At 67.4% G+C, this 12,654-nt stretch carries 13 protein-coding genes; 8 read left to right on the top strand and 5 right to left on the bottom strand.

Features of this window, described 5'->3' with window-relative positions; genetic code table 11:
• Nucleotides 1–8: 8 nt before the first annotated feature.
• Both ACSHWB_RS03615 and ACSHWB_RS03610 read right to left on the bottom strand, forming a co-directional pair.
• Nucleotides 9–929: a GNAT family N-acetyltransferase gene (locus ACSHWB_RS03615; protein WP_439660668.1), complete on the bottom strand. Its 921-nt coding sequence runs from the start codon at nt 927–929 to the stop codon at nt 9–11.
• A gap of 11 nt (nt 930–940) precedes the next feature.
• Entirely contained in the window at nt 941–1,774 is an 834-nt protein-coding gene (locus tag ACSHWB_RS03610) for a class I SAM-dependent methyltransferase (protein WP_439660667.1), read from the bottom strand.
• Between the two features lie 179 nt (nt 1,775–1,953).
• Between ACSHWB_RS03610 and rpsA the strand changes: the two genes are divergently transcribed.
• The 4 genes from rpsA (at nt 1,954) to coaE (ending at nt 6,445) form a co-directional block, all read left to right on the top strand.
• The gene (gene rpsA / locus ACSHWB_RS03605) at nt 1,954–3,444 is read left to right on the top strand and encodes a 30S ribosomal protein S1 (protein ID WP_319977070.1); all 1,491 of its coding nucleotides are present in this window, start codon (nt 1,954–1,956) and stop codon (nt 3,442–3,444) included.
• Between the two features lie 197 nt (nt 3,445–3,641).
• The gene (locus tag ACSHWB_RS03600) at nt 3,642–4,547 is read left to right on the top strand and encodes an endonuclease domain-containing protein (protein ID WP_439660666.1); all 906 of its coding nucleotides are present in this window, start codon (nt 3,642–3,644) and stop codon (nt 4,545–4,547) included.
• 118 nt (nt 4,548–4,665) lie between these two features.
• Entirely contained in the window at nt 4,666–5,286 is a 621-nt protein-coding gene (locus ACSHWB_RS03595; RefSeq protein WP_439660665.1) for a hypothetical protein, read from the top strand.
• A gap of 10 nt (nt 5,287–5,296) precedes the next feature.
• A complete protein-coding gene (gene coaE, locus ACSHWB_RS03590; RefSeq protein WP_439660664.1) occupies nt 5,297–6,445 on the top strand; it encodes a dephospho-CoA kinase in 1,149 nt (382 codons plus the stop codon).
• Here the strand turns inward: coaE and ACSHWB_RS03585 are convergent.
• Complete coding sequence (locus ACSHWB_RS03585) at nt 6,421–6,885, bottom strand: DUF402 domain-containing protein (protein WP_439660663.1); 465 nt, start codon at nt 6,883–6,885, stop codon at nt 6,421–6,423. The two genes, coaE and ACSHWB_RS03585, sit on opposite strands and share 25 nt — an antisense overlap.
• A gap of 142 nt (nt 6,886–7,027) precedes the next feature.
• Nucleotides 7,028–7,537, bottom strand: a complete 510-nt coding sequence (locus tag ACSHWB_RS03580; protein ID WP_439660662.1) for a DUF402 domain-containing protein — start codon at nt 7,535–7,537, stop codon at nt 7,028–7,030.
• A gap of 50 nt (nt 7,538–7,587) precedes the next feature.
• Here ACSHWB_RS03580 and ACSHWB_RS03575 point away from each other — a divergent pair, with 50 nt between their 5' ends.
• The 4 genes from ACSHWB_RS03575 (at nt 7,588) to ACSHWB_RS03560 (ending at nt 12,231) form a co-directional block, all read left to right on the top strand.
• Nucleotides 7,588–8,703 carry a DUF5685 family protein gene (locus ACSHWB_RS03575; RefSeq protein ID WP_439660661.1) on the top strand — a complete coding sequence of 372 codons (1,116 nt, stop codon included), beginning with the start codon at nt 7,588–7,590 and terminating at the stop codon, nt 8,701–8,703.
• Nucleotides 8,704–8,758: 55 nt separating this feature from the next.
• Nucleotides 8,759–10,921 (top strand): excinuclease ABC subunit UvrB, encoded by a 2,163-nt coding sequence (gene uvrB, locus ACSHWB_RS03570; protein ID WP_439660660.1) that lies wholly within the window; start codon nt 8,759–8,761, stop codon nt 10,919–10,921.
• Between the two features lie 523 nt (nt 10,922–11,444).
• Entirely contained in the window at nt 11,445–11,876 is a 432-nt protein-coding gene (locus ACSHWB_RS03565) for a MarR family winged helix-turn-helix transcriptional regulator (protein WP_439660659.1), read from the top strand.
• Between the two features lie 7 nt (nt 11,877–11,883).
• Nucleotides 11,884–12,231 (top strand): MmcQ/YjbR family DNA-binding protein, encoded by a 348-nt coding sequence (locus ACSHWB_RS03560; RefSeq protein ID WP_439660658.1) that lies wholly within the window; start codon nt 11,884–11,886, stop codon nt 12,229–12,231.
• Here ACSHWB_RS03560 and ACSHWB_RS03555 read toward each other — a convergent pair.
• Complete coding sequence (locus ACSHWB_RS03555; RefSeq protein ID WP_439660657.1) at nt 12,228–12,608, bottom strand: VOC family protein; 381 nt, start codon at nt 12,606–12,608, stop codon at nt 12,228–12,230. The genes ACSHWB_RS03560 and ACSHWB_RS03555 overlap by 4 nt on opposite strands.
• Nucleotides 12,609–12,654 lie beyond the last annotated feature (46 nt).

Below are 12,654 nucleotides of genomic sequence, written 5' to 3'. Positions count from 1 at the left end.
GACATAGGTCACCTAAGGGCGGAGGCGGGGCGTACTTCCCAGACGGTCCACAGCGGCCGGTAGCCCTGACGCGGCCAGAACACGCTGCTCAGCGGGTTCGGCGGGTTGTAGTAGAGGTAGGTGCCGACCGTGCCCATCCGGTGAAGCTCCTGGTGGGCGTGGGCGAGGAGCTGCTGGCCGATGCCGCTGCCGCGGGCGCCGGGCAGCACGGAGACGCAGTTCACGTAACCCCAGCGGCCGCGGGGCAGCCGGGCTGCCGCCATCGTGCCGGGCTCGGACGACACGATCGCGCACTCGGCCAGCGCCACCGCGATGCCGTCGCGTTCGGCGAGCCAGATGGGGCTCGCGTTCTCCAGGCGTTCGACCAGGGCGCGGCGTTTCACCTGGGCGGCCTCCGGGCGCACGATCGTCGAGCCGACGTAGGAGGAGTACTCGAGCTCCGCGAGCGACAGCTCCAGCACGGTCTCCAGGTCGTGCGGGGTCGCACGGCGGATCGTGAGCGTGCGCGAGACGTGGTGGGCCGGCGTCTTCAGGCGCACGGCGAGCACGGACAGCGGCACGAGGCCGTGGTCGAGGAACGCCCGCGCGGCCTTGGTGTCGCGGCTCGGCCAGTGCACCACGCACGCCGTGTCCTCGTGCACGTCCTGCGTGTCGAGGTGGCGGCGGAACCGGGTGAGCAGCGCGTCCATGCCCTGGGAGGTGCCGACGAGCGGCAGCATCTCCCAGACCTCCGCCGTCGACCACAGCCGCGTGGTCGAGTGCGGCGCGAAGCTCTGGTGGCTGATGACCCCGGCCACGCGCGTGCCGTCCGCCAGCGCCGCCGTGATGACGTGGCCGTCCGTCGGCGGTTCGGTGGCGGGCGGGAGCAGCGGGTCCAGCGACGCGAAACGTGCTGACTGGGCCGCCACGAGTCCGCGTGCCGAGGTCATGGCCGATGAGATTACGACGTCAGGCGGGTCCGGAAGATCGCGGTGCCGGGGAAGAGCTTGCCGCGCAGGGGGCTCCACTGGCCCCAGTTGCGGGTGTGGCCGGCCGGCCACTCGGGTTCGAGCAGGTCCTCGACCACGAAACCGGTGTTCGTGAGTGCCCGGACGTAGTCGCCGAGCGTGCGGTGGTGCTCCACGTAGGTGGCCTTGCCGTCGTCGTCCACCTCTACATAGGGCGTGCGGTCGAAGTACGACTGCGTGACCGTGAGGCCGAGCGGGCCGGGGTCGTCCGGGAAGATCCACCGCATCGGGTGGTTCACCGCGAACACCCAGGGCGAGCCGGGGCGGAGCACGCGGGAGAGTTCGCTGAAGACCTCCTGGACGTCCGCGACGAACGGCACCGCACCGAACGCGCTGCAGGCGGCGTCGAAGGAGTCGTCCCTGAAGGGCAGCTGATCAGCGCTGGCCTGCACGAGCGGGACGTCGATGCCGGTCCTGGCGTTGTTCGCGCGGGCGTGCCGGAGCATGCCCTCTGAGATGTCGAAAGCGGTGGCGTAGGCCTTGTTGTCCTGCAGCCAACGGGCGCACGGGGCACTGCCGCAGCCGACCTCCAGGACCCGCTGACCAGCGATTTCACCCAGGAACCGCGCCTCTTCCTCGCGCACGCCCTCCGGGCACCAGACGAAGTCCGCCGCGCCCAGGAAATCACCGTGCGTCTCGTGGTAGTCGTCGGCGTCCGCGTCCCACCAGATTCGGTTCGCCACGCGCGACTCGGCGGCGTCCGCCCCTCGCTTGACGATGCCGGTGGTGCCGAGCGCTTGTTCCGCGCTCGCGTGCTGGTTGGACACACTGCTCCTTCACATGGGGGCTGGTTTGCTTGCGCGTCTCGCGGCCGCGTACGATATCGCGTGCGTAGTGGGTTAGTGCTGCCCATGATCCAGAACCGCGGGATTCCAGGTCGCTGTGTCGCTGCGCGCGCACCACTACCAGCCAATCAATGCCAATCCGTACCGGAGCCACCTACCTAATGTCCACCGACACCACCACCGCCCCCGTTGCCGCTGCTCCCAAGCAGGTCGCGATCAACGACATCGGGACGGAGGAGGACTTCCTCGCAGCTATCGACAAGACGATCAAGTACTTCAACGATGGCGACATCGTTGAGGGCACCATCGTCAAGGTCGATCGGGACGAGGTCCTGCTCGACATCGGCTACAAGACCGAGGGCGTCATCCCCTCGCGCGAACTGTCGATCAAGCACGACGTCGACCCCAACGAGGTCGTCAAGGTCGGTGACGAGGTCGAGGCGCTTGTTCTCCAGAAGGAGGACAAGGAAGGCCGCCTGATCCTCTCCAAGAAGCGCGCCCAGTACGAGCGCGCGTGGGGCACCATCGAGGCCCTCAAGGAGAAGGACGAGCCCGTCAAGGGCACGGTCATCGAGGTCGTCAAGGGTGGTCTCATCCTCGACATCGGTCTCCGCGGCTTCCTCCCCGCCTCGCTCGTCGAGATGCGTCGCGTCCGCGACCTCCAGCCGTACGTCGGCCGTGAGCTCGAGGCGAAGATCATCGAGCTGGACAAGAACCGCAACAACGTGGTCCTGTCCCGTCGCGCGTGGCTCGAGCAGACCCAGTCCGAGGTCCGCAGCGAGTTCCTCAACCAGCTGCAGAAGGGCCAGGTCCGCAAGGGCGTCGTGTCCTCGATCGTCAACTTCGGTGCCTTCGTGGACCTGGGTGGCGTCGACGGTCTCGTCCACGTCTCGGAGCTGTCCTGGAAGCACATCGACCACCCGTCCGAGGTTGTCGAGGTCGGCCAGGAAGTCACCGTCGAGGTCCTCGACGTCGACATGGAGCGCGAGCGCGTGTCGCTGTCGCTCAAGGCGACGCAGGAAGACCCGTGGCGCCAGTTCGCCCGCACCCACGCGATCGGTCAGATCGTGCCGGGCAAGGTCACGAAGCTGGTTCCGTTCGGTGCGTTCGTCCGCGTGGACGAGGGCATCGAGGGCCTGGTCCACATCTCCGAGCTGGCCGAGCGCCACGTCGAGATCCCGGAGCAGGTCGTGCAGGTCGGCGACGACGTCATGGTCAAGGTCATCGACATCGACCTCGACCGTCGCCGCATCTCGCTGTCGCTCAAGCAGGCCAACGAGGGCTTCACGGTCGACACCGAGTTCGACCCGACCCAGTACGGCATGGCCGCCGAGTACGACGACCAGGGCAACTACATCTACCCCGAGGGCTTCGACCCGGAGTCGCAGGAGTGGGGCGAGGGCTTCGACAAGCAGCGTGAGGAGTGGGAGCGCCAGTACGCCGAGGCGCACACTCGTTACGAGGCCCACATGAAGCAGATCCGCAAGGCCGCCGAGGCCGAGGAAGAGGCTTCGGCCGAGGGTGCGGGCAACTACACCTCCGGTGGCGACGCTCCTTCCGCGTCCGTGGGTGCGCCGGCTCAGTCCGGTGGCACGCTCGCTTCGGACGAGCAGCTCGCGGCGCTTCGCGAGAAGCTGTCGGGCGGTATGTGATCGTTCCAGCTACCTCGTAGCTGACTGACGAAGGCCCCTGCACCCTCTGGGAGCAGGGGCCTTCGTTGTTCTGTCGGCGTCTGCAAGTACCACCAACTCAAGATCAAGTAGCTGCTTTCTACAACCATCTGCCCGAGTTATCCACAGGTCGAGAAGTACGCCCCTAGTAGCCGACAGTGTTGGCCCACCCTGAGTGCATGGACGAGTGGATTGACGAAGTCATCGAGTACGACGGATTGATCCTTCGCGATCGTGCGCTGTGTGAGGGAGTGGATCCCGACCAGATCATGAAGGCGCTGCGGACCGGGCGAATCCGCCGTGTGCAGCGCTGCGTGTACGTGCGACGCGGATCGGAACCCGCCCCGCTTGCCCTGGCGAGGGCTGCCGTGCTGAGTTCCGGAGTGGCGGATGCGGTTGCCAGTCATCAGACCGCCGCACTTGTGCATGACGTGGTCGTACCGGGCGGTCTGCGGCCTGAGCACATAACGGTCGCCCGCGACATGCGGCGTATCCGGAGACGCGAGTTGGTCTGCCACGGCCGTGCTCTCGCGCAGGGTGATGTCGAACTTCGTGGCGGAGTGCCCATCACCACGGCAGTGCGTTCGCTGCTCGACATGGTCGCCGAGGTGCCGCGACTCGACGCGGTCTGGGCGATCGACGACGCTGTTCGTCGTGAGATCGTTTCTGCAGCTCAGATCGCAGCGTCGTTGGTGACTCGCCCTGGCGGAAGAGGTGACGGCGTGATCAAGCTGCGCGTAGCCGAGGCAGACGGACGAGCAGAGTCCATTTTGGAGACCGCCGGCAGGCTTGCGCTGAGGGACGCGGGCCTCATGCTGCCGATCGCTCAACATGAGGTCTTCGACGGCGGCGACCTCGTGGCGCGACTCGATGCGGCCTATCCAGAGCGCAGATTGGGCATCGAGTTCGACGGCGCCGTACACAACGCGCCACGTGCGCTGTACCGGGACCGGCAACGTCAGAACCGCTTGCTGCAGCTTGGCTGGTCGTTGCTTCGATTCACGTGGTGGGACGTCGTGCACGATCCGGCCGGGTACGTGGCTGTTGTGCGACGTGAGCTTGAGCGCCAGCAGAGTTGGGTGTAGCTCGAGGTGATTCGATCATGAGTTGGCGGTACTTGCAGACGCCTTGACCGCAGCACCAATGCGACACCCATTCACTCTGTGGTGGAGGCCTGACCTCGTTGTGTAGGTTGGCAAACCTATGCGTGGGAACAAGTTCGTCGTGGCGCTGGGTGCGGGTCTGCTGCTGGTGGTCTGTGCGGCCTGCTCGACCGCCGTGCCGCAGACTCAGGCGCCGCCGCCTCAGATTCCGAAGATCACTCCGCCCACCACGCCTTCTCGGGTGCCGTTGATGGTGGATCGGGCTCTGCCGGACGACTGTGAGCTCGTGGTGCCCGTCGAGGTCATGAACGCGACGCTCGGGCAGGAGTTGCCGGGGGAGCCGCGGATCATCATCGGCATCAAGGAACCCGGGATCGGGCGGACCGGGAAGATCGACTGTTACTACGGGATTCCCGAGAAGAAGAACCTGCCTGAGGCCAAGATCGTCATCGGGCTGTCCACGTACACCGATGACCTGACGGCCCGTACCCGTGTCGCTGAGAGCGTCGAGGCTGAGCGGGGTGAAGGGGCGAAGATCACCGAGGTCGACGTCGGCAAGCAGAAGGGGACGTTGGTCGAGGGCAAGGACGAGCAGCTGTTGATCGGGTCGCTCGGCAAGTCGACTTTCGTCGTGCGCAACCGGAACAACTTCATCCCCAAGGAGAAGTTGGTCGCGGTTCTGCCGGTACTCGCGCAGCAGTCGATGACGCCGCCGGTCTAACCTGAGCCGCATGCTCAGGGTGGGGTTGACCGGGGGAATCGGGTCCGGCAAGTCGACGGTCGCGAGGTTGCTCGCGGCTCGCGGTGCCGTGGTCATCGATGCGGACAAGCTGGCGCGTGAGGTCCTCGAGCCTGGTACTGAAGGGCTTGCCGAGGTCGTCAAGGCGTTCGGCGAGGACGTGCTCAACGCTGACGGCACGCTGGATCGGGCTGCGTTGGCGGCCAAGGCGTTCGCCACCGAGGAGGCTCGGCAGACGCTCAACGGGATCACGCATCCGCGTATCGGGGCGTTGACCGGGCAGCGGATGTCGGAGGCTGCTGAGGACGCCATCGTGGTGCACGACATCCCGTTGTTGGTGGAGCGGGACATGGCGGCCGTGTACCACCTGGTGATCGTTGTGTTCGCGGACTCGGAGACGCGGCTGGAGCGGCTGGTCGGCAGCCGTGGGATGGATCGGCGGGATGCCGAGAACCGGATTGCCGCGCAAGCCAGCGATGAGCAGCGGCGGGCCGTTGCGGACGTGTGGCTGGACAACAGCGGTGAGGTCCCTGACGTCACGGCGTTGTGGGATCGGCTGGTGGGGTTCGAGAAGAACGTTCGCACGCAGTCGTACGCGTCCGGGTCGCCGCTGGTGGTGCCCTACGACGAGACGTGGCCGGCGCAGGCTCGGCGGATCGCCCGGCGGATCAGCTTGGCGGCCGGTGGGCGGCACGTCGAGCACATCGGGTCGACCTCGGTGCCAGGGCTTGCGGCCAAGGACGTGCTCGATTTTCAGCTCGCCGTTGAGGACATGGAGACCGCGGACGGGCTGCGGGAGGCGTTGGCGCAGGCCGGGTTTCCGTACGTGGGAACGTACGAGGACACGCCTCGTGGTGAGGGTGGCTGGGAGAAGCGGCTGCACGCCGGGGCTGACCCCGGGCGGCGGGTGAACCTGCACCTGCGGGTCGAGGGCGCCGCCAACTGGCGGTGGGCCGTCGACTTCCGCGACTGGTTGCGGCACGACGCGCAGGCTCGTGAGGAGTACGCGAACATCAAGATCGAGCTGTCACAGCGGTTCGCGGCCGACGCCAACGGGTTCGCCTACGGTGAGGCGAAGGGGCCCTGGATGGAGGCGGCCGTGCGGCGCGTCGAGGCCTACAGGGGTGGCCAGGAGTCGTAGATGCCGTGCCACGTCAGCCACGACGTCAGGTTGTGGTTGACGTTGCTCAGCTCTTCGAGGGTGCGGTGGACCGTGCGCAGCGCCTGGTCGGCGTCACCCGGTCGCAGCACGCGGCCCGCAACGGCGGCGGCGAACTCCTCGCTGCGCACGATGCGGGCCGTGGTGCCGCCCGGAACGGCCAGGCCCAGCAGCAGGTCCGTCGTCTGCCAGTGGCGGTGGTCGCGCTCGACCCGCACGGCGGACAGCACGCTCGGGGTGCTGCGCGCGTGCCGGGAACGCGGGCGGTGAGTGGTCAGGCGCACGCCCAGTTCGGGCATCAGCCAGGTGACCTCGGAGTCCGAGAACGGGTCTTCCGGAGTGGGATGCTCGATTCGCAGACCCCACCGTTCGACGTTGCACGAACTGAGCGTTCGGGACCCACCGGACGAATATGCGCGCACGCCCGAAATGGTGTCGACGACATCGACCAACTGAGGTGTAGTGACCGCTCCCACGCCGCCGAGCGTAGTCAAATAAGTGCTCGCAGTTACACGCCGGGTCGATTTGTTACGTCACGGTCAGGTGACGAACACGCTCTGTGTACTAACGCCAGGACGTAGGACAACCCGAAGAGGTGAGCCACCTGACCACATCGTGACCGTGCGCTGAAATGCCGGACACCGCCGAGTAGGTGGTTTCCAAGGCCCTTTGCGCGCGTTGCGGAGAGAGCAGGTTGTGCTGAACTGCGGTGATCAACTCGTCGGTGTCCAGAACGGTGACGCTGTGACCCGTTCGGACTATCAGGTCGAGGTACAGATCGGTTGTTTTCCAGACGCTCCCGATCGCGTTGATCTCCACGACGTCGACGTAGAAGTCGAAGTCGAGCTGATGACCGGGATGCCACGACTGGCGGGTCACGCGGAGGCTGAACTTGGGCAGGAACCAGCTCTCGAAGTGGCTGATCTTGGGGTGGCCCGCGAGCGGGCGGAACATGTAGAGGCCGGTCGGCGTGAGCCGGAACTCGTCGACGCTGCGCAGCTGTCCCTTGGGATCTGTGTTGCTCTTGGCGTCCAGGTCGAAGTACTCGATCTTCGGCGGATGGATGTGTGCCACGTCCGCGATACTGCCATCGTTGCGGCCTCCGGCCACTTAGGATGCCGCGCATGTTCGGGATCATCCGCCCCTGCCGCAACAGAATGGGCGCTGAGCTGCGGTCCGCGTGGCTCTCTCACCTCTGTGGAATGTGCCTGTCGTTGCGCGACGAGCACGGTCATCTCTCACGCCTCGTCACGAACTACGACGGGCTGATGATCTCGGCCGCCGTGGAGGCGCAGTCCGGTGTGTCGCGACGGACCGCCGGGCCGTGTGCGTTGCGCGGCATGAAGTCCGCCGACGTGGCCATCGGCGACGGAGCGCGGCTCGCGGCCTCGGTGTCGCTGGTGCTGGCTTCGTTGAAGATCCAGGACCACGTGGACGACGGCGACGGCCTCGCGGGCAAGGTGCCGTGGGCGGGGCGCGTGATGGCGCGGCGCTGGGCCGCCAAGGGCCTGGAAACGGCGTCCGGTCTCGGGTTCGACGCGTCGGTGATGGTGGACGCGGTCCGGCGGCAGCCCGAGGTGGAGGCCGGAGCCGGGCTGGGCAGTTCCGTGCTCGTGGTCACCGAGCCGACGGAGACCGCGACGGGGTTCGCCTTCGCGCAGACCGCCGTGATCGCCGGGAGGCCGCAGAACGCCGAGCCGCTGCGCGAGGTGGGACGGCTGTTCGGGCGGGTCGCGCACCTCATCGACGCCGCAGAGGACCTGGAGGAGGACCAGGCTTCGGGAGCGTGGAACCCGCTGGTCTCCACCGGGACGTCCGTCGCCGAGGCGCACCGGCTGTGCCTGGACGCCGTGGCTGGGATCAGGCTGGCGCTCGGCGACGTGGAGTTCACCGATGCGCGCCTCGTGCACAAACTGATGGTGCACGAGCTGGAGGAGTCGGTCATCCGGGTCTTCGGCAAGCGCAAGCGGCACGAGTACCCGCCGGGCAAACCCCGCTGGTCCGAGCCGGGCAGCGGGCTGTGGGCGTACCCGAGGCTGAACTGGCAGCGGCAGCCGCGCGGGTGCTTCGAGGGATGCGGGGCGTTCCTCTACATGTGCGGCACGTGTCAGTTCTGCTGCCGCGACCCGTTCCCCGGCCCATGGAGCGACAAGCGGCGTGACGGGTGCGACGGTGGCGACTGCGGCCCGAACTGCGACTGCAACTGCAACTGCGACTGTTGCTGCTGCCCCTGCGATTAGGTCTCTGACCAGGTCTAATCGGAAATTGTCAGACCTCCGGCGTAACGTGCTTCCCGTGGCTTTCGCAACCGAGCTCCCGCCAGAGGAAAGCACCGTCAAGGCGCACTCCGAACACCGTCCCGTCGGCGACATCGTCCGCACCGACGGGCAGTTCCGCGTGGTCAGCGAGTACCAGCCGGCTGGCGACCAGCCGGCTGCCATCGCCGACCTCGAACGCCGCGTCCGTGCCGGCGAGCGCGACGTGGTGCTGCTCGGTGCCACGGGTACCGGCAAGTCGGCGACGACGGCGTGGCTGGTGGAGAAGCTGCAACGCCCGACGCTGGTGATGGCGCCGAACAAGACGCTGGCCGCCCAGCTGGCGAACGAGCTGAAGGAGCTCTTCCCGCACAACGCGGTGGAGTACTTCGTCAGCTACTACGACTACTACCAGCCAGAGGCGTACATCCCGCAGACGGACACGTACATCGAGAAGGACTCCTCGATCAACGACGACGTCGAGCGCCTGCGCCACTCGGCCACGATGTCGTTGCTGACCCGGCGCGACGTCATCGTGGTCGCGTCCGTGTCGTGCATCTACGGCCTGGGCACGCCCCAGTCGTACCTCGACCGCTCGATCCCGCTGGAGACCGGTGTGGAGGTCGACCGCGACGCGTTCCTGCGCCTGCTGGTCGACGTCCAGTACACGCGCAACGACATGTCGTTCACCCGCGGCTCGTTCCGCGTGCGCGGCGACACGGTCGAGATCATCCCGTCCTACGAGGAGCTCGCCATCCGCGTCGAGTTCTTCGGCGACGAGATCGACAAGCTGTTCTACCTCCACCCGCTCACCGGTGACGTGGTGAAGGAGGTCTCCGAGCTCCGGATCTTCCCTGCGACGCACTACGTGGCGGGCCCGGAGCGCATGGAGCGCGCGATCCGCGACATCGAGGCCGAGCTGGAGACGACGCTCGCGCAGATGGAGCGCCAGGGCAAGCTGCTGGAGGCCCAGCGCCTGCGCATGCGCACCCAGTACGACCTGGAGATGATGAAGCAGGTCGGCTTCTGCAACGGCATCGAGAACTACTCGCGCCACATCGACGGCCGCGGCGCCGGCACCGCACCGGCGACGCTGATCGACTACTTCCCCGACGACTTCCTGATGGTCATCGACGAGTCGCACGTGACGGTGCCGCAGATCGGCGGCATGTACGAGGGCGACGCCTCCCGCAAGCGCAACCTCGTCGAGCACGGCTTCCGGCTGCCCTCCGCGCTGGACAACCGCCCGCTCACCTGGGAGGAGTTCGCCGACCGCATCGGCCAGGTCGTGTACCTGTCCGCCACCCCCGGCCCGTACGAGATGGGCCAGGCAGGCGGCGAGTTCGTCGAGCAGGTCATCCGTCCCACCGGCCTCATCGACCCCGAGGTCGTCGTGAAGCCGACCGAGGGCCAGATCGACGACCTGGTGCACTCGATCCGCGAACGGGCGGAGCGCGACGAGCGCGTCCTGGTCACGACGCTGACCAAGAAGATGGCCGAGGACCTGACGGACTACCTGCTGGAGCTGGGCATCCGGGTCCGCTACCTGCACTCCGAGGTCGACACCCTGCGCCGCGTCGAACTGCTGCGGCAGCTGCGCCTGGGCGACTTCGACGTGCTGATCGGCATCAACCTCCTGCGGGAGGGCCTCGACCTGCCAGAGGTGTCGCTCGTGGCGATCCTCGACGCGGACAAGGAAGGCTTCCTGCGGTCCGGCACGTCGCTGGTGCAGACGATCGGCCGCGCGGCCCGCAACGTGTCCGGTGAGGTCCACATGTACGCGGACCGGATCACCGACTCGATGCGGCACGCGATCGACGAGACCAACCGCCGCCGCGAGAAGCAGGTCGCCTACAACCTCGAACGCGGCCTCGACCCGCAGCCGCTGCGCAAGAAGATCACCGACATCCTGGAGGCCGTGTACTCCGAGGTGGAGGACGAGGTCCCGGTCGGCGGGTCCGGGCGCAACCAGTCGCGCGGCAAGCGGGCCACCGGCGAGGGCGGCCGCTCCTCCGGCGTCGTCGCGTCGCACGAGCGGGCAGGGATGGCCCGGTCGGAGCTTGCCGACCTGGTGCAGTCGCTGACCGATCAGATGATGAACGCGGCCAGGGATCTGCAGTTCGAGCTGGCGGCCCGGCTGCGGGACGAGATCCAGGACCTGAAGAAGGAACTGCGGGGCATGGACGCGGCCGGGGTGAAGTGAGGCCCGCCGCGCGCCTTTCGTAAGTCCGGCAGGGCGTCGCCACGCCAGGAGGTGGTCGACGCCGGGTCCGGCGGAGGCCGCTGGATCTGCTGTGACCTGGCCGGCGGCGCCACCACACAGGAGCTTGGCCCGCCGGCGCGTCACCGGGCCGTTCGCGCCGGGGCAGTTGTGGATGCCTGTGCTGAACGCAAGGTACTCATGCGCGTTGCGACCGCGCCGGGTCGGACTGCAGCGGGTCGGCGAAGCCGCTCGGGTCGAGGTTCGCGTGCGGCTGGCATCGGCATCCCGGTATGGCGTTCCGTCCAGCCGACATCACTCTCCGGCATGCGCCCGGCCGATCGCCCGTACGTCACCGGACCACTGCTAGTTCGTCCACTATGGACGTCGCTCACGGTGAGATCGGCGAACGCAGCGCGTAATCCTGCTCGCTCATAACGATTCGCGCGGAGCGCGTAAATCGCCCTCTGGGGTGAGATGTGCGCGGACTGCTTTCGTCAGGGCGCTGGGCGGCCATGATCTCGGGGTGGATGTGGACTCCCACCTCGCCGCGGTGGAGCAGGCGCTGATCGCTGTGCGGCGCAGTCAGTCACGTAGGGCGCTGGCCGAGTTGGCTGTTCCGGCCTTTGACGTGCTCGACGTTGTGGAGACGGCGGAACGGACAGGGGCTCAGGCCACGGTTTCCAGTGTTGCCTTGGCTTTGCACGTTGATCAACCTCGGGCGAGCAAGCTCGTGACCAGTGCGGTCGACGCCGGGCTGGTGGCGCGGATCGCGGACAAGGCAGACGGCCGGCGGGTGCTGCTCGTGCGCACGCCGCGGGGGCGCGCCACGTCCGCTGAGCTGCACCGGGCCCGGCAGAGTGCTTGTGCCGGCGCGATGGCGGACTGGAGCGAGGAGGAACGGGTGATGTTCGCTCGGCTGCTCACTCGTTTCGTCGCGGTGTTCGGCGCGCGATAATCCTGTTGTGACACTGGATGAGTTGATCGTCTACTGCGCCGGCAAGCCCGGCGCGGAGGAGACGTATCCGTGGGGCGAGGCCGAACTCGTGTGCAAGGTCGGCGGGAAGGCGTTCGCCTTCATCGGGCTCGACGTGCACACCGTCGGGTTGAAGTGCGGTGCCGACGCCGAGGCCGCCGCGGTGTGGCGAGAGCGCTTTCCCGGTGACGTCACGGTGAGCGGGTACGTCGGGCGGTACGGGTGGAACACCATCGCGCTCAAGGGAGCCGTGCCGGACGACGACCTGCTGGAGCTGGTCGACGGCTCCTACGACGCCGTCGTCGCGCGGCTGCCCAAGGGCAAGCGGCCCGCCTAGCTGTCCTCTGGCTGCAGGATGCCGAAGATGTTGTTCTCGGTGTCCTTGTAGTAGGCGAGCAGGCCCACGCCGGGCATCTTGTCCTTGGGCAGCGCGACTGTGCCGCCGTTGACCTCGATCGCGGCGATGGTGGCGTCGATGTCGATCACGCTGATCGTCATGACGTACCCGTGGACCGGTGCGTCCGGCTCGGGGTCCGGGCCGCGACGGGGGAGCAGGCCGCCGTTCACGCCGGGCTGGTCGTCGTCGCCGGTGGTGATGACCCAGTAGGGGATGTCGCCCCACTGCTCGATCTTCCAGCCGAAGACGGAGGTGTAGAAGGTCCGCGCCCGCTCGGGATCTGCGGCGTGGATCTCGAAGTGCACTGGACGTGACATGAGACGGCAGGCTACTCCGGACAGTGGGTGTCCGCATTGGCTTCTA

The organism is Lentzea sp. HUAS TT2, from assembly GCF_051853195.1.
In the GTDB taxonomy this organism is placed as follows: domain Bacteria; phylum Actinomycetota; class Actinomycetes; order Mycobacteriales; family Pseudonocardiaceae; genus Lentzea.
This window is presented reverse-complemented; position numbering and strand designations above follow the sequence as displayed.